At 54.0% G+C, this 18,289-nt stretch carries 19 protein-coding genes and 2 pseudogenes; 16 read left to right on the forward strand and 5 right to left on the reverse strand.

Annotation, left to right across the window (positions count from 1 at the left end; genetic code table 11):
- Nucleotides 1–236 precede the first annotated feature (236 nt).
- The 5 genes from HCR03_RS18575 (at nucleotide 237) to HCR03_RS18590 (ending at nucleotide 5,896) form a co-directional block, all read left to right on the forward strand.
- On the forward strand, nucleotides 237–2,750 hold the full coding sequence (locus HCR03_RS18575; protein WP_187035854.1) for an SH3 domain-containing protein: 2,514 nt from the start codon (nucleotides 237–239) through the stop codon (nucleotides 2,748–2,750).
- 61 nt (nucleotides 2,751–2,811) lie between these two features.
- Entirely contained in the window at nucleotides 2,812–3,726 is a 915-nt protein-coding gene (locus HCR03_RS18580; RefSeq protein ID WP_066643126.1) for a S66 peptidase family protein, read from the forward strand.
- 160 nt (nucleotides 3,727–3,886) lie between these two features.
- Nucleotides 3,887–4,708: a M20 metallopeptidase family protein gene (locus HCR03_RS18585; RefSeq protein ID WP_228725021.1), complete on the forward strand. Its 822-nt coding sequence runs from the start codon at nucleotides 3,887–3,889 to the stop codon at nucleotides 4,706–4,708.
- 99 nt (nucleotides 4,709–4,807) lie between these two features.
- Nucleotides 4,808–5,083, forward strand: coding sequence for a M20/M25/M40 family metallo-hydrolase (locus HCR03_RS19935; protein ID WP_267459198.1), 276 nt, complete (start codon nucleotides 4,808–4,810; stop codon nucleotides 5,081–5,083).
- 15 nt (nucleotides 5,084–5,098) lie between these two features.
- Nucleotides 5,099–5,896, forward strand: a complete 798-nt coding sequence (locus tag HCR03_RS18590; protein ID WP_187035856.1) for a M55 family metallopeptidase — start codon at nucleotides 5,099–5,101, stop codon at nucleotides 5,894–5,896.
- A 164-nt stretch (nucleotides 5,897–6,060) separates the two neighbouring features.
- Here the strand turns inward: HCR03_RS18590 and HCR03_RS20395 are convergent, their stop codons facing one another.
- Entirely contained in the window at nucleotides 6,061–6,183 is a 123-nt protein-coding gene (locus HCR03_RS20395) for a magnesium chelatase subunit ChlI family protein (RefSeq protein ID WP_330601194.1), read from the reverse strand.
- A gap of 97 nt (nucleotides 6,184–6,280) precedes the next feature.
- A pseudogene (locus tag HCR03_RS18595) lies at nucleotides 6,281–7,573 on the reverse strand (YifB family Mg chelatase-like AAA ATPase); the annotation flags it as partial.
- A gap of 190 nt (nucleotides 7,574–7,763) precedes the next feature.
- Between HCR03_RS18595 and HCR03_RS18600 the strand changes: the two are divergent.
- Together HCR03_RS18600 and HCR03_RS18605 are read left to right on the forward strand one after the other, a co-directional pair.
- Entirely contained in the window at nucleotides 7,764–8,363 is a 600-nt protein-coding gene (locus HCR03_RS18600; protein WP_228725022.1) for a sigma-70 family RNA polymerase sigma factor, read from the forward strand.
- Nucleotides 8,364–8,456: 93 nt separating this feature from the next.
- Nucleotides 8,457–8,741, forward strand: a complete 285-nt coding sequence (locus HCR03_RS18605; protein WP_066643116.1) for a zinc-ribbon domain containing protein — start codon at nucleotides 8,457–8,459, stop codon at nucleotides 8,739–8,741.
- Between the two features lie 36 nt (nucleotides 8,742–8,777).
- Here the strand turns inward: HCR03_RS18605 and HCR03_RS18610 are convergent, their stop codons facing one another.
- Entirely contained in the window at nucleotides 8,778–9,257 is a 480-nt protein-coding gene (locus HCR03_RS18610) for an acyl-CoA thioesterase (RefSeq protein ID WP_066643114.1), read from the reverse strand.
- Between the two features lie 131 nt (nucleotides 9,258–9,388).
- Here HCR03_RS18610 and ispD point away from each other — a divergent pair, with 131 nt between their 5' ends.
- The 8 genes from ispD (at nucleotide 9,389) to HCR03_RS18650 (ending at nucleotide 15,765) form a co-directional block, all read left to right on the forward strand.
- Nucleotides 9,389–10,102 carry a 2-C-methyl-D-erythritol 4-phosphate cytidylyltransferase gene (ispD, locus tag HCR03_RS18615; RefSeq protein WP_066643268.1) on the forward strand — a complete coding sequence of 238 codons (714 nt, stop codon included), beginning with the start codon at nucleotides 9,389–9,391 and terminating at the stop codon, nucleotides 10,100–10,102.
- Entirely contained in the window at nucleotides 10,099–10,590 is a 492-nt protein-coding gene (ispF, locus tag HCR03_RS18620) for a 2-C-methyl-D-erythritol 2,4-cyclodiphosphate synthase (RefSeq protein ID WP_187035858.1), read from the forward strand. Before ispD ends, ispF begins: the two co-directional genes overlap by 4 nt.
- A gap of 64 nt (nucleotides 10,591–10,654) precedes the next feature.
- On the forward strand, nucleotides 10,655–10,885 hold the full coding sequence (locus HCR03_RS18625; RefSeq protein ID WP_228725023.1) for a putative Se/S carrier-like protein: 231 nt from the start codon (nucleotides 10,655–10,657) through the stop codon (nucleotides 10,883–10,885).
- Nucleotides 10,882–12,018: an aminotransferase class V-fold PLP-dependent enzyme gene (locus tag HCR03_RS18630; protein ID WP_066643112.1), complete on the forward strand. Its 1,137-nt coding sequence runs from the start codon at nucleotides 10,882–10,884 to the stop codon at nucleotides 12,016–12,018. Before HCR03_RS18625 ends, HCR03_RS18630 begins: the two co-directional genes overlap by 4 nt.
- A 182-nt stretch (nucleotides 12,019–12,200) precedes the next feature.
- Nucleotides 12,201–13,094: a diadenylate cyclase CdaA gene (gene cdaA, locus HCR03_RS18635; protein ID WP_066643110.1), complete on the forward strand. Its 894-nt coding sequence runs from the start codon at nucleotides 12,201–12,203 to the stop codon at nucleotides 13,092–13,094.
- On the forward strand, nucleotides 13,091–14,368 hold the full coding sequence (locus HCR03_RS18640) for a CdaR family protein (protein ID WP_066643108.1): 1,278 nt from the start codon (nucleotides 13,091–13,093) through the stop codon (nucleotides 14,366–14,368). The genes cdaA and HCR03_RS18640 overlap by 4 nt, the downstream gene beginning before the upstream one ends.
- 25 nt (nucleotides 14,369–14,393) lie before the next feature.
- Nucleotides 14,394–14,732, forward strand: coding sequence for a DsrE family protein (locus HCR03_RS18645; RefSeq protein ID WP_083209932.1), 339 nt, complete (start codon nucleotides 14,394–14,396; stop codon nucleotides 14,730–14,732).
- Nucleotides 14,733–14,847: 115 nt separating this feature from the next.
- Nucleotides 14,848–15,765, forward strand: a complete 918-nt coding sequence (locus HCR03_RS18650) for a hypothetical protein (RefSeq protein ID WP_187035861.1) — start codon at nucleotides 14,848–14,850, stop codon at nucleotides 15,763–15,765.
- A 54-nt stretch (nucleotides 15,766–15,819) separates the two neighbouring features.
- Here the strand turns inward: HCR03_RS18650 and trmB are convergent.
- A pseudogene (trmB, locus tag HCR03_RS18655) lies at nucleotides 15,820–16,505 on the reverse strand (tRNA (guanosine(46)-N7)-methyltransferase TrmB).
- Nucleotides 16,506–16,652: 147 nt separating this feature from the next.
- A complete protein-coding gene (locus HCR03_RS18660; protein WP_407926823.1) occupies nucleotides 16,653–16,988 on the reverse strand; it encodes a YbaK/EbsC family protein in 336 nt (111 codons plus the stop codon).
- A gap of 244 nt (nucleotides 16,989–17,232) precedes the next feature.
- On the opposite strand from HCR03_RS18660, the gene HCR03_RS18665 reads away from it, so the two are divergent.
- On the forward strand, nucleotides 17,233–18,282 hold the full coding sequence (locus tag HCR03_RS18665) for an FAD:protein FMN transferase (protein ID WP_187035863.1): 1,050 nt from the start codon (nucleotides 17,233–17,235) through the stop codon (nucleotides 18,280–18,282).
- Nucleotides 18,283–18,289: the final 7 nt, after the last annotated feature.

Genomic DNA, 18,289 nt, shown 5'->3' on the forward strand with positions numbered 1-18,289 from the left:
GATCCATCAAAAAGGCGGTCTCTGAAAGGAGGCTGCCTTTTTGCATTCGGGAATCAAGTTTGCCCAGTATTGCCGCGTATTTTCGGCCGGGTAGAAGAGAGCTGAAAAAAGAGAGAAAGGGTTGCTTCTTGTCATATTTTAGTTTATAATCAAGACAGATTTTATAACTTTTAGTAATAACTTGGATGAGAATAATCATGACATTAGGTGAAAAGGTTCCACTTGGAGTGAATCGAATGAAGAAAAGAACCGTACTGAAAAAAACAATTTCAGCAGTCTGCGCGGGCTGCCTCGTCCTGTTTTCCTTCCCTCTGCCTTTCGGCGCGGCTTCCGCGAAGGCAAAAACGACGGATTATTTAAATCTGCGGCGAGGCGCCGGGACAAATACGAATGTTATTTTGACCATATCCAAAAATACTACGGTGACCGTTCTTGATAATTCGGATGCCCAATGGGCCAAGGTGCAGACGTCGGACGGCAAAACGGGATACTGCTTTAAGCAGTATCTCAGCTTTTCATCCGGCTCAACCACGACTTCCGGTTCAGCCGCCGTGACTGCAAAAACGACGGACAACCTGAACCTGCGGCAGGATTCTTCCCTGAGTGGAAAAATACTGATGGTTCTTGCCAAAGGGTCCTCCCTTACGGTTCTGGACAATTCCAATTCAAGCTGGGTGAAGGTTCAGACGCAGAGCGGGGCGCAGGGCTGGTGCAGCCGCGCTTATCTGACGGTTTCCGGCGCGGCCGCCCCGCCGGAAACCAACACCTCTTCTTCCGCCGCAACGGCAAAAACCACCGATTACCTGAATCTGCGTTCCGGGGCCGGCATGAGCAACAAAGTACTGCTCACGTTGAGCAAGGGAGTCAGCGTCACGGTTCTGGACAACTCAAATTCAGACTGGGTGAAGGTTCGCACGCAGAACGGCACACAGGGCTGGTGCAGCCGCAAATACCTGACCGTTACAGGCGGAACGAACACCGGAACGAATTCCTCATCCTCTACGCCGCCGTCAAGCTCATCAGCCTTATCTTCTCAGTCTTCATCTTCCCAGCCGTCGTCGTCATCTTCGTCGTCCGGCAGCAGCGGTACGGGAAATGCGGATACCGGCACGGATTCGGGAGTAACCGGAATTAAAAGCGCGACCGTAACCGCCGACGTGCTGCGTTTGCGGGAGCAGGCGAACACATCCTGCAAGGTCCTCTCCAATCTTGTCAACGGCACAAGCCTGCAGGTGCTCAGCGCGCCGGCTTCCGGATGGGTCAAGGTACAGACTCCGGACGGCAAGACCGGATATGTGAGCACGGATTATGTAAAAATCATCTATTCCGACGGCACTTCGACGGGCGGAAGCACTGATACAAATCAGGGCGGCGGAACGAACGCGTCTTCTCTTTCGCTTTCGTCCGGTTCACAGACGGTGCCGGCCGGAAAGACTTTATACCTGAAAGCTTCAACCAGCCCGAGCAATGCGGATGTCAGCTGGTCAAGCAGCAACACCTCCGTCGCAACGGTTATAAACGGGTATGTGACCGCCGTATCAAAAGGCAGCGCGGTCATCACCGCAACCTCCGGAACAGAAACCGCCACCTGCGGCGTCACGGTATCGGATGCCGAACCGGTCCGAACGGCTTATGCGTCGCCCAATATTGCAGGGCCGGGCGAAACCGTTACTTTGACTGCGATTACGGACTCCAGCCGTGACGGGGTCAGGTTTTATGTTACCAAACCGACGGGGATTACAAGTTCCATAGACGCCGTCAGCAGCACGCAGGAAACGACAAACGGCGTAACGACCAAAGTGTGGAAGGCGAGCGCTACTTTCAGTGATCCGGGCAATTATACCGTGCTTGCACAGTCGCGGGCCGGTGGGGTTTACACCACCGCGGGTTTCACCACAAGCGCGTATATCACGAAGCAGGCCGATAAATCCGTCACATCCTCCGAGGAGCGCCGTGTCAGCGACGAAATGATTCAGCTGATTTCCAAGTGGGAAGGTTACCGCGCGTGTGTTTATACGGATACCATTGCGTCCAGTCAGATCCCCACAATCGGCTACGGCTGCACATTGGCGGCAAACGCCGAGTTTTACAACGGGGTGAGCGAAACCGAAGCGTGGTCCATGATGGTCAACCGGATCAACGGCTCGTCTTATACTTCCGAGCTGAATAAGATGATTCGGAACAACGGGTTTTTAATGAACCAGTATCAGGCGGATTGTCTGATCAGTTTTGCCTACAACGTTGGTTCCGGGTATTTCAACAGTTCCACTGAGATGGATTTTATCAAAATTATGAAGAATGCGGTCCGGCCTCCGGATTTCTCCTCCGGAACCACATATGAGGCGACGGTCACGGAAAACACCCAGGTCAGGAGTAACAGCGGAATCATGTCCGCACAGAACGCGTCCGTGACGGCGGGAACGGCTGTTGTTGTTACGGGCGGTGATTTTTCCGACAAAAAGGACGGCTGGTATCAGATCAAACTGACCGACGGAACGGTCGGCTGGGTCAATTCCGGGTATGTCAGCCTCGCGAATTCCTCCAGACTTGTCCATGACCTTGCTTATACGAACGCCTATGCGATGGGGACGGAGCTGATTCGCTGGAACCAGGCGGGCGGCAAATTCTACACCGGGTTGTTCTATCGCCGTCTGGGGGAAGTCAACGTCTACAATTACGGGGATTACAGCGCGGCCCGATACAACAAGTACGGATATGGGTACCCGAGCGCCGCAGCTTCGCTTCAATAAAGTGAAATGACGGTTGCCGCGGCAGACGCACAAATGATTGATCGTGACAGGAGCTTTAAGAATGATAAATCCGAAACCGCTGTTCCCCGGGGCGAGGGTCGCGCTGATCGCGCCGTCGGGTCCGGTGCCCCCCGAACGCCTGGAGCCCGCCGTGCGGTCGGTAGAGAAACTGGGACTCGTGCCGGTCGTTTATGAAAGCTGCCGAAGTGCTCACGGATATCTCGCCGGAGAGGATCAGCTGCGGGCCGATGATCTGAATCATGCGTTTGCAGACAGAAGCATTGATGGTATCCTTTGCATTCGGGGTGGATACGGCGCTCAGCGGATATTAAAGAAACTTGATTTTTCCTGTATTCGAAAGCATCCAAAGTTTTTTTCCGGTTACAGTGATGTTACCACCCTGCATATTGCGCTGAACCAGCTCTGCGGTTTTATTACCTATCATACGCCGATGCCTTCCACGGAGCTGTACGACGGCGCCGACGAATACACCATGAAAAGCCTGAAAAGGGTGATGTTCGGCGATTCGGCCGGCACGCTGGAGAATCCCGGATCAATGGAGCCGGAAGTTCTTGTGCCCGGGTGTGCCTGCGGGCGCTTGACCGGCGGGAATTTGTCGCTGGTGGCTTCTTCCCTCGGCACGCCTTTTGAAATTGATACCCGAGGCAAAATCCTGTTTCTGGAGGACGTTGATGAGGAACCTTACCGGATCGACCGGATGCTGACACAGCTTTTGCTGGCCGGCAAACTGAACGACTGCGCGGGTCTGATGTTCGGGTACTGGACCCGCATCGAGGCCGAACAGCCTGAACGTTCCCTGACTCTCTTACAGATTTTCAGGGAACTGATTGTGCCGCAGGGGCGGCCGGCTCTGATGAATCTTGCCTGCGGGCACAGCCTGCCGTCGATGTCTCTTCCAATGGGGAAAAAATTGAAAATGGATGCTTCGGCAAAAAAGATTTCGATTCTAAGATGATTTATTATTTTATTTTTCTTGACAAATATGAAGAAAAATTTTATAGTAGTTGAGACAAAGATGCCGCAGTGATTTTCTGGGGCATCTTTTGCTTTTTTGAATATGGGACATTTTCCGAAGTTCGGCTGCATTTGTTGAAAGAAAAGTGAGGTGTCGGCAAATGGAGGTAGATTTTCTGAAGCAGGCCGCGCAGGAGATGAAACCATGGCTTTCCCGGACCAGGAGGGACTTTCACATGCATCCCGAGTTGGGAAACAAGGAATTCCGCACCAGCCGGATCATTCAGGATTCTCTGAGTGAATTCGGAATCGATTTTCAGACCTATGAAGACAGCACCGCGGTTGTCGGGCTGATTTGCGGGGCCCACGAGGGGAAAACCGTGGCGATTCGCGCGGATATGGACGCTCTTCCGATTCAGGAGGAAAACGAGGTGCCGTATCGATCACTGACTCCGGGCGTGATGCATGCCTGCGGGCACGACGCTCATACGGCTGTTCTTCTGGGAACCGCCTGTTTGTTTTCCCAGTACCGCGAACAACTGCACGGCAATATCCGTCTGTTGTTTCAGCCGGCGGAGGAAACCACCGGCGGGGCGGAGAAAATGGTAACGGCGGGCTGCATGAAAAATCCGGATACGGACTATGTCATCGGCCTTCACGTATCGAGCCATCCGGCCGGAACCGTCGAGGTCAGGAAAGGCGCCGTATACGGGGCGAGCGACCGGATTGATATCCGGGTGCTTGGCAAGCAGGCCCACGGGGCTCATCCTGATACCGGGGTAGACGCAATCGCAATTTCGGCGCAGGTTGTCACGGCTCTGCAGAACCTGGTCAGCCGGAAAATTTCACCGGTCGACTCCGCCGTTTTTACTATTGGCAAGATTCTCGGCGGAGCACAAAGGAATATCATAGCCGACGAGGTTCAGATGGAAGCGACGCTGAGGACTTTATACCCGGAGACCCGGATATTCGCAAAAGAGTAGATAACGAAAATTGCAAAGGGCGTCAGCGCCGCGCTGGGCGGCCGGGCGGAGGTTAATATCCGGGAAAGCTATCACTCCCTGTTCAATACGGACCGGGTGGTGGATGTGGTTCGCGGCGCGGCGGCGGAACTTGTCGGCAAAGAAAATTTGCTGGAGGATCCGTTCCCCAGTCTTGGAGTCGAGGATTTTTCATATTTTCTGGATGCCGCGCCGGGTGCTTTTTATTGTCTGGGCACAACCAATCCATCCAAGGAAATTACATGGCCGGCCCATTCGTCACGTTTTGACATCGATGAGGACTGCCTGCCGACCGGCGTTTTGCTGCATACTCTCACGCCGCTTCGTCTTTTAAACGGAGAAGCGGAAGAAACCTGATTTAGGAGGATTATCATGAAATTGTATCTCAGTGCGGATATTGAAGGAACCGCGGGCGTTGTTAAATGGTCGGAAACCGAACCGGAAGATCAATATTACCCGTACTTTGCAAACGAGATGACGCAGGAAGTACGCTGCGCCTGCGAAGGCGCCATGGAAGCCGGTGTCAACGAAATTCTGGTCAAGGACGCGCACCATACCGCGACCAACATTAATCCCGAAAAGCTGCCTGAAATTGTTAAGATCATGCGCGGCTGGACGCGCGGCCCGCAGGAGATGATGGCCGGTGTTGACGGCGGCTTCGACGCTGCCGCAATGGTTGGGTACCACAGCGCGAGCGGGACCAACGGGAATCCTCTGGCGCATACGATGAATACCCAGAACGAATCTGTTACCTTAAATGGGCGGCTTGCCAGCGAATTCATGATCAACGCATACACGGCGGCGTATTATAAAGTGCCTGTCGTATTTGTCAGCGGGGACCGGTCTTTGTGCGAAAGCGCGAAGAAGCTGATTCCGTCCATCACTGCCGTACCTGTCAGCGAAGGAATCGGCAATGCTTCCGTATCCCTGCATCCGGCCGCGGCGCAGGGAGCCATCCGGAAGGGCATGCTTCAGGCCATGCAGGGAAACCTTTCCGAATGCCTGTTGAAGCTTCCGGAATCCTTTGAGGTTTCGATTCTGTTTCATGTGCATGACAAGGCCTATTATGCGTCCTATTATCCGGGCGCCCGGTCGGACGGCTTGAAAACGGTCACCTTTCACGCTTCAGATTATTTTGAGGTGCTTCGTTTTCTTCTGTTTGTTCTCTAAAGATTCATACACTGAGGCCGCCGGAATCGCTTCCGGCGGCCTCAGACCATTAAGTCGCTCAGCCGTAAAATTGCGTTTTACTTGCGGCGTTGGCTGCGACCGAGAGAATGTTCCCTTCTTTGCGGTACGAAACCTTCCGGCTGTGCCGGGGTAACTCTCCTTGATCACAGTTCTTTCAGCCAGTATTTTCGGTCAAGGCTGCGGTACTGCACCGCTTCCGCCACATGGGCGGATTCGATGGCGTCGCTGCCGTCCAGGTCCGCGATCGTTCGGCAGACCTTTAAAATCCTGTCGTAAGCCCTGGCCGAAAGCCCGAGGCGGTCGAAAGCTTTTTTTCAAAAGATTGCGGCCGGGATCGCTCAGACGGCAGAATTCGTGCAGCCGGTCCGGCCTGATTCTTGCGTTGCAGGTGATGCCGGTGCCGCGAAAGCGGTCGTTCTGGATTCGGCGGGCGGCGTTTACCCGGGTCCGGATTGATTCGGAGCTTTCCTCCGTGACGCGGGAGTCCAGCTGTTCAAATTCGACGGGGGGAACTTCAATGTGCAGATCAAGGCGGTCAAGCAGAGGACCGGAAACCCGTGAAAGATAGCGGGAAACGGCCTGCGGCGAACAGGTGCACCGGCGCGTCGGGTGACCGAAATAGCCGCAGGGGCATGGATTCATTGCCGCGACAAACATGACGGAGCAGGGATAGCTGACCGTGCCGCCGACCCGTGAAATCGTTACGGTTCCGTTTTCGATCGGCTGGCGAAGAACCTCCATGGAGCTTCGTGAGAATTCAGGCAGTTCGTCAAGAAAGAGCACGCCGTTGTGCGCCAGTGAAATTTCACCGGGCTTTGGGATGCTTCCGCCGCCGGAAAGGCCCGCGGGGGACACCGTGTGGTGCGGAGAGCGAAACGGCCTGACCTGAACCAGCGAAACACCGGGTGGGAGAGTCCCCGCGATGGAATGAATCTTGGTTGTCTCGATTGTTTCCTCGAATGTCATTTCTGGAAGGATGGAAGGAATCCTGCGGGCCAGCATGCTTTTTCCGGAACCGGGCGGACCGATCAGCAGGGCGTTGTGCCCGCCCGCGGCGGCAATTTCCAGGGCCCGTTTTGCTTCTTCCTGGCCGCGGACGTCCGCGAAATCCGGGCAGTTCTGCGGATTGCCGCACTCGGCGGGAGAGGGCTGCGCGGGCGCGATCTGCTCGCCGCCGTTCAGGTGTTTGAGCAGTTGGGGAAGATCCGTGACGGGATAAACCTCGATTCCCTGGATTACCGCCCCTTCGGCGGCGTTTTGCTTCGGTACGAAAAAGCGCCTGAAACCCTCCTGCCGCGCGCGTATCGTCATGGGAAGAATACCGCGTACGGGCCTGAGCTCCCCGGTCAGGGACAGTTCCCCGATAAAAACGCTTCCCTCAAGGTCCGCGGCAAGCTGGCTGCTGGCTTTCATCAGGGCAATAAACAGCGGCAGGTCGTAAATCGGGCCTTCCTTACGCTTATCGGCCGGGGCAAGATTTACCGTTATTTTACTGACGGGAAAATCGAATCCGCAGTTTTTCATCGCGGACCTGACCCGGTCGCGGGATTCCTTGACCGCCGCATCCGGAAGTCCAACCACTTCAAAGGAGGGCAGACCCGAAGACAGGTCCGCCTCCACCTCCACAGGGAATGAATCCATGCCATACAGTCCCATGCTGTATAAATGCGAAACCACTCTGCAGCCCCCTTTTTTGACAATAACAAATTCATTATACCCATTTCGGTAAAAATCCGCAATAGAATTCTGATCCGGAACAGACGTTTCGAAGAATTACATTGACTTCTTGACCGGCGTAAGGTATGATGAGAGCATATGAAAGTGATGTATCATGAGGTGTTTTGCCTTGGCAGTTCCGAACCGTACGCCGCTAACCGATTTTTCAGACGGCCAGTTGGCCGTTCTTGTTAAGGATGGCGATTCAGACGCCTTTGCCGAACTGACGGCGCGGTATATGTCTCTCATCCGCTATAAATCCGCGCCGTTTCATTCCGCACAGCTGGAAACGGACGACCTGTGCCAGGAGGGCCTGGTTGGCCTTTACAACGCGGCGCGCACCTACAATTCCGCCAACGGAGCCGCGTTTAAGACCTACGCAGGCACTTGCATAGCAAATCGCATGATTATGGCTTACCGCTCTGCGCTGAGCAGAAAAAATGAACCGCTGAGCAATTTTGTGTCGCTCAGCGACGGCGAACATTCCGGTCTGGAACTGCCGGTCGGCGGTTGGGACCCTGAGACTCTGCTTGCCAGCAGCGAAGGCGTGGGCCAGTTGTGGGAAAAAATCAGGTCCGTCCTGTCGGAACGGGAACTCCGTGTGCTGCGCCTCTATTTGAGCGGCTACAGCTATGCCGAAATAGCGGCAAAACTGGCCATAACGGCTAAGGCGGCCGATAATGCTCTGCAGCGCGCCAGAATCAAGCTGAAAAGCCGTTTTAACGGCTGAACGATATGCCCGGGTAGCTTAAGCAGAGCGTTGATTATCAAAGGCGGCGGTTCGAATCCGTCTCAGGGCAATTTATTAAAGCGAGGTAACAACATGTACCAGGACAAAACTCTTATCTGCAAAGACTGCGGCAACGAATTCGTATTCACTGCCGGAGAACAGGAATTCTACGCATCCAAGGGCCTGATGAACGAGCCGCAGAGATGTAAAGCCTGCCGCGACGCCTACAAGAACAGACAAAAACCTGAAAGGACCATGTATACCGCCGTTTGTGCCTCCTGCGGCAAGGAATGCAAAGTTCCGTTTCAGCCGCGCGAAGACCGTCCGGTTTACTGCAGCGACTGCTTTTCCAAGAAAAGAGACCAGAGAAGATACTAAAAAAATGCAGCGGAATATCCGCTGCATTTTTTTATATCAGTAAGATTCCACTCTGCGCTGTTTTCTCAGATCGCGGCGCTTTTTCCCCGCTTCCCACTCGGCTTCCTCTTCCGGCGTGTCGCAGATCAGCCCGGGCACGGGAGTCGGTCTTCCGTTTTCATCCAGCGCCACCAGCACCAGATATGCGGTGTTGACCAGCTTGCGCTCGCCGGAAAGCTCTTCAACGTAACTGTCCACGCGGACTTCCATGGAGGTCCTGCCGACATAGGTCATCTTTCCGTGAAGGACGACGACGTTGTTCGCATAGACCGGGGATTTAAACTGCAGGCTGTCGATTTCCGCCGTCGTTACGTTTCGCGCGGAATGCCTGCGCGCGACGGCGCCCGCTACAATGTCGATCCAGGAGACGAGTTCGCCGCCGAACAGGCGTTTCTGCGAGTTTAAATGAGAATAAAAAACGGGCTGAATCTGCTCCGTTACCGAGTCCGACACATGTTTCGCATTACATTCGCCCATAGTAACTCCACCATTTCTTTTTTTATATCATATCCTGTTTCAGCTGATTTTTCAACTGCCGGCGTTTTGGTATCCCGCTTGCGGGAGGAAGAAAAAATGCTTATAATAAAATGGATTTGGGGGAATTCAATATGGCTGATCATTCAGCGGAAAAATGCTGCGCGATTATCGCGGCCGCCGGCCGGTCCACCCGAATGGGCGGCGATAGTTCCAAACAGTTTCTTCCGCTTCTGGGCGTGCCCGCCATCGTCAGAACCCTATGGGCGTTTGACCGCGCTTCTGAAGTGGGACGGGTCATTGTCGTTTGCCGCGGAGAGGACCTTGAACAGATGAAAGGCTGCATCGAGCGGTATCGGGTTCAAAAGGTGACCGCGGTTCTGCGGGGCGGCGGCACACGGCAGGAATCCGTTTCCATCGGTGTTCGGGCGGTTCCTGCGGCCGTAGGTTGTGTTGCCGTACACGACGGCGCCAGGCCGCTGATAACGCCGGATGAAATTAACGCATGCGTCGGTGACGCATTCCGGTGCGGCGCTTCCGCACTGGGTACGCCGCTGAAAGACACCGTAAAAAAAATTGATTTGTCGCAATGCGTTCTTTCCACGCCCGCAAGAGAGTGCCTTTGGGCGGTTCAGACGCCGCAGGTGTTTCATCTGGATCTTTATCGGCAGGCGCTTGCAAAAGCTCAGGCGGACGGGAAAGACTATACCGATGACTGTCAGCTGGTGGAGCAAATCGGGATCAGGGTCCATCTTTGCAGGGGCAGCTACGAAAATATCAAGCTGACGACCGAAGAGGACCTTGCGGTTGCGGAAGCAATCCTGAAAAAAAGGGAGGCGGGAATTTGAGAATCGGTCAGGGGTATGACGTCCATAGGATGGTTCAGGGGCGCCGACTGATCCTGGGCGGTGTGGAAATCCCCTGTGAAAAGGGGCTTTTCGGCCATTCCGACGCGGACGTTCTGATCCACGCCGTAATGGACGCGCTGCTCGGCGCGGCGGCGCTCGGGGATATCGGCGAGCTTTTCCCGGACAGCGACCCCGCGTTTCAAAACGCGGACAGCATCCTGCTGCTTCAAAAGGTCTGCGGATTACTGAAAGAAAAAAGATATCACATTGTGAATCTCGATTCCACCGTGATTGCGCAGGCGCCCAGACTGAGCCCCTTCGTTCCGCGGATGAGAGAACGGATCGCCGCCGCCTGTGAAATTTCGGTTGACCGCGTCAGCGTCAAGGCCACCACGGAAGAACGCCTCGGGTTTACCGGGGCGGGAGAGGGAATCGCGGCGCAGGCCGTATGCCTGATTGATTCCGCTGTTCCGAATGAAATGAGATAAAGTCAAATAATCAAACGGCTTTCCACAGCATATTCTGTTAGTAAATAACAGAGGGGTGATTGTTGTGGGCAAGCCGTTAATCATAGTTGGTTCCATCACAAATGCCATCAAAAGCCGCAACATCCTGGCGTGGATGGGGATTCGTTCCTATGTGGAAAGAACGCCCCGCAGCGGACCGAACGGCGGCTGCGGGTACAGCATATACGTTCCGGAGCGCACCGATGAGGCGGAGGATATTCTGATCCGCTACGGGATCAGGGTCGGCGGACGCGCGGAAAGAGGGGACGCATCTTGATCTATCTGGATAACGCGGCCACGACCTATCCAAAGCCGAATTCAGTCCGCAGCGCGACGGCGCTTGCTCTTCGGAAATATGGCGCGAATCCGGGCAGGGCGGGGCACGATATGTCGATTGCCGCCGCCGAAGAAATTTACCGCTGCCGTACGGCGGCGGCGGATTTTTTTCGCGCCCCCGGTCCGGAATGCGTTGCCTTTACGCTGAACTGTACGCACGCGTTAAATTATGTTCTGAAGGGGCTTTTGAAACCCGGCGACCACGCGGTTACCTCCTGCCTGGAACACAACGCGGTATCCCGACCGCTTCACGCCCTGTCAGAAACCGGGGTGGAGGTGTCCGCGGCGCAGGTCTACCCGGGGGATAACGACGCGACGGTGGACTCTTTTCGCCGGGCAATCCGGTCCAATACCCGGCTGATTGTCTGTACGCACGCTTCGAACGTATGGGGAATACGGCTTCCGGTGGAGCGCATCGCGGCGCTTGGCCACGAATACAGAATTCCCATCGCGGTGGATTGTGCTCAGTCCGCCGGCGTGCTTCCCGTCGACATGGCGGACAGCGGGATCGACTACCTTTGTATCGCCGGCCACAAGGGGCTTTACGGCCCGATGGGCACGGGCCTTTTGATCACGGCGAACGGTAGCGGGCTGTCGACGCTGATCGAAGGAGGAACGGGCACGAATTCCGCCCGGGAGGAACAGCCTGACGGCATGCCGGAACGGATGGAGAGCGGCACCCAGAATATGCCGGGCATTGCCGGTTTGCGGGCGGGGATCGAATTTGTCAAAGCACGCGGAGCCGACCGCATTTTTCAGCATGAGATGACTTTGACCCGCCTTTTATACGAGCGTTTGGCGGGGATGAAAAATATCCGCTTGTATACGGATGAACCGACTCCCCGTTATTTTGCCCCCGTGCTGTCGTTCAACGTCGGCGACCTGCCCAGCGAAATCGTTGGGAGAAAGCTGAACGAACACGGAATCGCCGTCCGAACGGGACTTCACTGCGCCCCCGCGGCCCATCGGTTTTTCGGTACTCTGGAGCAGGGCGCGGTCCGCGTATGCCCCTCCGTTTTCACCTTTAGGCAGGAAATTGACCGTCTGGTGCAGGTTTTGGCGACAATCCGTTAAAAATGCGGAAGAAAAGGATTGATTCTAAAATCATATATGATAAAATGAAGACAGGGCCGGAGAATATGGCGCCGGCCCTGTGATTGTTTTGCGCTGAAGGAAAATAGCCGTCGGCGTTTTTCAATAAGTTACGGAAGCGGAGCGCTCCGGCGCTTTGGTTCTTTCAGGAAAGGGTAAATTGTATGGAATTTATCATCGGCCTATGGAATGTTTTTCTTCAGCTGATCCATAATTTCCGGGTTGCCGACGCGCTGGATATTGTCCTTGTAACGTTTATCATCTATAACGCGATCAAACTTGTGCGCGAAACAAGAGCGGGGCAGCTGGTGCGCGGAATCATTGTTCTGATGGTCGTGTGGCTCCTTTCCTATTGGCTCAATCTTTATATGATGCAGAGCATCATCAGTTACCTGTTCCAGTTTGCGTTTATTGCGCTGCTGATTATTTTTCAGCCGGAAATCAGACGGGCCCTGGAGCAAATCGGCCGCAGCGGAATCGGGGCCGGGAAGACCTGGAATTTTGGTTTTGCTTTTGTCTCCGGCGATGCGGAAGCAAAGCTCCAGAAAAGCCGGAAGGCCGTCAACGCCGTCGTTGATGCGGCAGTCCAGATGTCCAGGCAAAAGACGGGCGCTCTGATTGTATTTGAAATCAAAACAAAACTGGGAGATATTATCGACACCGGAACCGTCGTTGAGGCGATTCCCTCCGCCCAGATTATCTGCAATATCTTTTTCAACAAAGCTCCGCTGCATGACGGCGCCATGATTGTCCGCGACGGAATGGTATATGCGGCCGGGTGTATTCTGCCGCTGACCAAAAGCGACAAAGTCAGCGTTGAACTCGGAACGCGTCACCGCGCCGCGATCGGAATGAGCGAAAATTCAGATGCGGTGATCGTTGTTGTCTCGGAGGAAACCGGCCAGATTTCCGTTGTGACAAACGGAACCATTACGCGGAATTATACCAGGGAAACGCTGAACAGCGAGCTTGAGAATCTGGTGCTGTCGGAAACCGCTGAGCCTGATGAGAAAAAGCAGAGCTGGATTTCTTCCTTTCGGAGGACCAAAAAGCAATGAAGATAAAAAAACTCTCACTGAATCATTTGTTTTACAATAATAAATTCGTGCTGTTTTTCTCCCTTGTGATTTCCGTCTTCCTGTGGCTGTTCATTTCATCGGCGGATACGGAGGATCATCCGCGCGCGATTACCAGCGTGCCGATAGAAGTTACGCTGTCCGACGCCGCGCAGGCGGACGGCCTCAAGGTGTTCAGCCCCGTGAATAAAACGGCAACGGTATATATTAAGGGAAACAGCCTGGTGGTCAACCAGGTCAGTGCCGACGACCTCAAGGTGGTCGCCCTTTCGGCTTCCTCCATTACTTCGCCCAATACCTATACGCTCCCTCTGACCGCGCAGAAAACGGAAAAACGGAATCTGACGGATTTCAGCGTTTCGTACGTATCACCGGAACAGGCCATTGTCATTGTGGACCGCTATAAGGAAAAAACGTTCAACATACAAAGCGCGATCAAATATCCGACGGATTACAAGTCGGATCCGGCGTATTTTGTGGGGCAGGAGACGCTCAACAACGATACGGTTACGGTCTCCGGGCCTGAAAAGCAGGTGCAGGAAGTGAACCGGGTTGCCTTTGAATATCAGGTGACGGACACGCTGAGGGAAACAAAGAACTTTACGGCGGATCTTGTGATGTACGACGCAAACGACAACAAGATCACGGACAGCAGTCTGACGCTTAATCCAAAGCAGGTCGAGGTGACCATTCCGGTTCTGCCGAGGGAGGTCCTGCCGCTGGACGCCGTATTCACCAACAAGCCGGCCGGCCTGCTGCTTGGCAGCGGAAAAATAGCAATCGAACCGAAGACGATCGAAGTCGCGGGGCCTGCGGATGTGCTGACAAATCTGTCTGAAGTCAGTCTGGCGCCGATCGATTTTTCAAAGGTAAGTCCAAGCACCAATTCTTTTGACGTGGATGTCAGCCTGCCCGCCACATGCAAAAACCTGAGTAATATTCCGACCGCAAAAGTTACGCTGGACCTGAGCGGCCTTTCCACAAGGAGCATTACCGTGACAAATTTCAACGTGGAAAACCTGAGCTCCGGCAAGTCGGCGGAGGTCAACACAAAAACGCTGAATGTCACGGTTGTCGGGCCGGAGGATGAAATCTCGAAACTGACGGGAAATAATGTTGTTGCAAAAATCAATATGTCCGGGAACGAGAACTTTACCGGTCATACGGAAATGCCCGTGACCTTCAGCATCAGCAGTGCCCCAAGCTCCTGGGTGTACGGAAGTTATATGGTGAACCTCAGCGTCAGCAGCAGTTAAATCAAAACTGAAATGAGGAGAAATCTTGAAAGATCAGTTGTATATTCTCTGGACGAACGCCGATCCGATTACTTCGCAGAAAATGGTTCTCATGTATGCGACCAACAGCATGCTGAATTCCTGGTGGAAGAGCGTAACGGTCATTTTGTGGGGCGCGCCGGCCGGTCTTGCGGCGGAAAATGCCTCCGTACAGGAAAGAATCAAGATCGCGCGGCAGGCGGGCGTCCGGTTTTCCGCCTGCAAGGCCTGCGCGGATCAGCTGAATGTAACGGATCAGCTTTTGAATTTGGGAATTGAGGTTGAGTATTGGGGAGAACGGTTAACTGAAATTTTGAAAGAGGATCAAAAAATTATCACCATCTGACGGCAAAAAGCTTTGGCATGGGAAGAAACATGCCGGAGCTTTTTGTGTTCTCAGGGAATGATCGGAAAAAGGCGCGCATATTTTGTACAGGAACCGAAAAAGGGGGGGGATCGGGATGAAAAAGCTTGGCAGCCTGTTTCTGATTTTAATTTTGTGTCTGCCGGCCGCCGGATGCCGAGCCGGGTTCCAGCAGCAGAATTCGTCCGGTCAGTCTGTCGAAACCCGGGAGACAGCCGTCAGGAATCTTGTCACGGAGTTCGGTAAACAGCTGCAGAATGTTTCTCTGACGGCATCAAAGGAAAAGGTTGCCGAGGACATGCAAAAGTATTACGGGGATTACGTTACCCCGTCGCTGCTGGAGGAATGGCAGACCGACCCTTCATCCGCTCCGGGCCGGACCGTCTCAAGCCCGTGGCCGGACAGAATCGCCATTCTCTCCGTTCAGCGCCTGGCTGACGACGCTTACGACGTCACGGGAGAAATCATAGAAGCGACCTCCGCGGATGAATCCGGAGGCCAGCCGGCGGGCAAACAGGGAATCCGGCTTTCCGTGAGAAACATCGGAGGGCTCTGGCTGATTGACGACGTCACGGTGGATCAGCAGACGCTTTCAGCAGCTATAGTTTATGAGAACACGCAATACGGCTTTACCGTAAGCCTTCCGTCCAGCTGGAAAGGTTATACCGTTCGAACCGAGGATTGGCAGGGTTATTCGCTGGTTCCGGGCCAGGAGGGAAAAATTACGGAAACCGGCCCCGAAATATTTGTTCGCCACCCGGAGTGGACCAAGGAAACGCCGCGGCAGGATATTCCGATTTTGATTTTTACCCTTGATCAGTGGAACGCGATTCAGAAGGACCAGTTCCATATCGGTGCGGCGCCCATCGGTCCGAGCGAGCTTGCCCGCAATTCAAAATATGTGGCTGCTCTGCCTGCGCGGTATAATTTTGCATTTTTGCCCGGTTATGAAGAGGTCGATACCCTGATGCGAGGCGGTGCGGTGAAGGCAACCGAAGAGTTTGGCGGCAGCTGAGACCATGGACGCAATGGCGCGAAAAGGGCCGGGCATTCAAGGCCCGGTCCTCTCTCATGACGGTTGAGGTTCGCAGTCCGGATCGCTTAACATTCGGGCGGTCAGGGCTTTGATTCGGATTCCCTGCTGCAGAAACATTTTTTCATGCTCTGTTTGGATATTATCCGCCGGCGGATCGGCATAAAGGTCTTCCGTCTGCGTCAGAATTTCAAATCCGCAGGATTCAAGATATTCCTTGGTGTCTTCGTAAAGCTCGTCGTCATCGGTTTTGAAATGCAGTTCGCCGCCGGGAACAAGAAGCTGCCGATAATGGACCAGCTGCCGCGGGTGGGTCAGACGCCGCTTCTTATGCTTCTTGCGCGGCCAGGGATTGCAGAAATGAATATAAATCCTGCTGACCTGATCCTGCGGCCCCATCGCGTTCTGGATCTGTTCGATATTCAGCGCCGTCAGGATCACATTATCCACGGGCCGGCCGGCTTCCCGAAACGCCTGTTCGATGTTTCTGCGCGCGGGCCCCAAAACGGCGTCCTTTAAATCGATTCCGAGATAGTTGATCTGCGGATTCCGGGGGCGGCGCCGGCCAGAAACAGACCCTTGCCGCAGCCCAGCTCCAGATAAACCGGCTGCCGTCGGGCAAAAAGGCTGTGCCACCGACCCAGATACTGCTCCGGCTTTCGGTAAAAATAAGGGCAGGCATTCAGCTCCGGCGCCGCCCAGTGCTTTGTTCTCATTCTCATCGCGGTCATGCACCTTCCCGTTTTTTACATACGTCCACCCATTGCTTGCTTTTGGACAGATGGAAGAGTTCGTCACAGGAAAGCCTTACGCAGGAACTTTCGCTGCCGCCCGCCGGGTAGACAGAATCAAAGCGCTTTAAAGAATTATCACAGTAAACCCGGGCGTCCGGCGGGGTTGTCGAACGGGCAGACGCCGCCGATCCGGTATCCGGTCAGGGGTTCCACATCTTCTGCGTTCAGCATTTTCGCTTTGATACCGAACTGCGCCTTGAATTTTGCGTTATCTATTTTGGTGTCTCCGGCAGTTACAATTAAGATGCAGCCTGCTTCGCAGTATAGAGAAATTGTTTTTGCGATTCTTCCCGGTTCCACCCCAAGCGCATTTGCCGCAAGCTCCACCGTGGCACTGGAAACCAGGAACTCCTGCAGGCGGTCCTGCATGGAAAAACGGGACAAATATTGTTTTACCCTGTCAACCGACATGATTTTCATCCTCCTGTTCTGATCGAGTCAATTATAGCATAAAAAAGAAAAAGTTTGGCAGTCGTTTTATTTCATTTTATAAGAAAAATCCCCCAAATTCCATATGATAAGATGAATTTCGAACTAAATTAACAATAAATGTATAAAAACATGAATAAACCTCGCACACTTTGCTTGTTTTACTGGACTTTCGGTGAAAAGGTGTTATAATTTAACATAGATTTGCTTTTTTAGGGGGAAGCTGATGCTCAATCAAAAAAGAATCATTTTGGCGCTGGTCATTTTGCTTTGCGCGGCAGTTTCCGTCACCGGATATTTCTGGGTGAAAACCAGAAAACCCGCTTCCTACGAAAGTGCCGACTTTGCGATGGGCACGTACATTCAGCAGACCGTATATGGAAAAAACGGCGAGGCTGCGGCAAAATCGGCGCTGAGTAAAATAACAGAGCTGGAAAACCGGATTTCATGGCGGATTGACAGTTCCGATGTTGCACGTCTGAACGCCGCCGCCGGGACCGACTGGATCGCCATAGATCCGAAGACCGCTTCCATCCTTGCAGCAAGTCTGGACGTGGCGCAGAAATCGGACGGAGCGTACGACCCGACGATTTTACCGGTATCGTCACTCTGGGATTTCGGCGGAGAAAACCAACATGTTCCGCCAAAGTCGGATCTGCAGAAGTATATCAAATATGTTGATTACCAAAACCTTCGGGTGGATCAAAAAAATTCCAAGGCGTCGCTGAAACTGCATTATATGGCGATTGACCTGGGCGGAATTGGAAAAGGCGCCGCGTGCGACGACGCGGTTGCCGCTTACCGCAGCGCCGGCGCCGATTACGGAATCATCGCTGTGGGCGGAAGCATCGGGGTTTACGGCACTAAGCCGGACGGGTCCGCCTGGCATATCGCAATCCGCGACCCCGCGACAAAGGATGAAAACGCCGATTCCATGGGGCAGATCGACCTGACCTCCGGATTCATCTCCACATCCGGAACCTATGAGAAGACTTTTACCCAAAACGGCGTTACTTATCATCATCTGCTGAATCCGAAAACGGGATATCCGGAGAACAACGGGCTGGTTTCCGTTACGGTGAAAGCGAATAACGGCGCCGTCAGCGACGCGCTTTCGACCGCCTGCTTCGTTCTCGGCCGTGAAAAGGGAGAAAAGCTTCTTTCCGAGTATCACGCGGACGGCGTGTTTATCGATTCCAGCAACAGGGTGTATGTTACCGCCGGGCTGAAAAGCGGTTTTCAGATTACGGGCGGCAAGTACGTCCTCGCGGGCTGATTTTCTG

The organism is Caproicibacter fermentans, assembly GCF_014303955.1.
Classification (GTDB): Bacteria; Bacillota; Clostridia; order Oscillospirales; family Acutalibacteraceae; genus Caproicibacter; species Caproicibacter fermentans.

Coding starts and splice junctions, on each gene's coding strand:
- HCR03_RS18575 (WP_187035854.1), top strand. CDS start 237: ATGAAGAAAAGAACCGTACTGAAAAAAACAATTTCAGCAGTCTGCGCG.
- HCR03_RS18580 (WP_066643126.1), top strand. CDS start 2,812: ATGATAAATCCGAAACCGCTGTTCCCCGGGGCGAGGGTCGCGCTGATC.
- HCR03_RS18585 (WP_228725021.1), top strand. CDS start 3,887: ATGGAGGTAGATTTTCTGAAGCAGGCCGCGCAGGAGATGAAACCATGG.
- HCR03_RS18590 (WP_187035856.1), top strand. CDS start 5,099: ATGAAATTGTATCTCAGTGCGGATATTGAAGGAACCGCGGGCGTTGTT.
- HCR03_RS18605 (WP_066643116.1), top strand. CDS start 8,457: ATGTACCAGGACAAAACTCTTATCTGCAAAGACTGCGGCAACGAATTC.
- HCR03_RS18610 (WP_066643114.1), bottom strand. CDS start 9,257: ATGGGCGAATGTAATGCGAAACATGTGTCGGACTCGGTAACGGAGCAG.
- ispD (WP_066643268.1), top strand. CDS start 9,389: ATGGCTGATCATTCAGCGGAAAAATGCTGCGCGATTATCGCGGCCGCC.
- cdaA (WP_066643110.1), top strand. CDS start 12,201: ATGGAATTTATCATCGGCCTATGGAATGTTTTTCTTCAGCTGATCCAT.
- HCR03_RS18640 (WP_066643108.1), top strand. CDS start 13,091: ATGAAGATAAAAAAACTCTCACTGAATCATTTGTTTTACAATAATAAA.
- HCR03_RS18650 (WP_187035861.1), top strand. CDS start 14,848: ATGAAAAAGCTTGGCAGCCTGTTTCTGATTTTAATTTTGTGTCTGCCG.
- HCR03_RS18660 (WP_407926823.1), bottom strand. CDS start 16,988: ATGTCGGTTGACAGGGTAAAACAATATTTGTCCCGTTTTTCCATGCAG.
- HCR03_RS18665 (WP_187035863.1), top strand. CDS start 17,233: ATGCTCAATCAAAAAAGAATCATTTTGGCGCTGGTCATTTTGCTTTGC.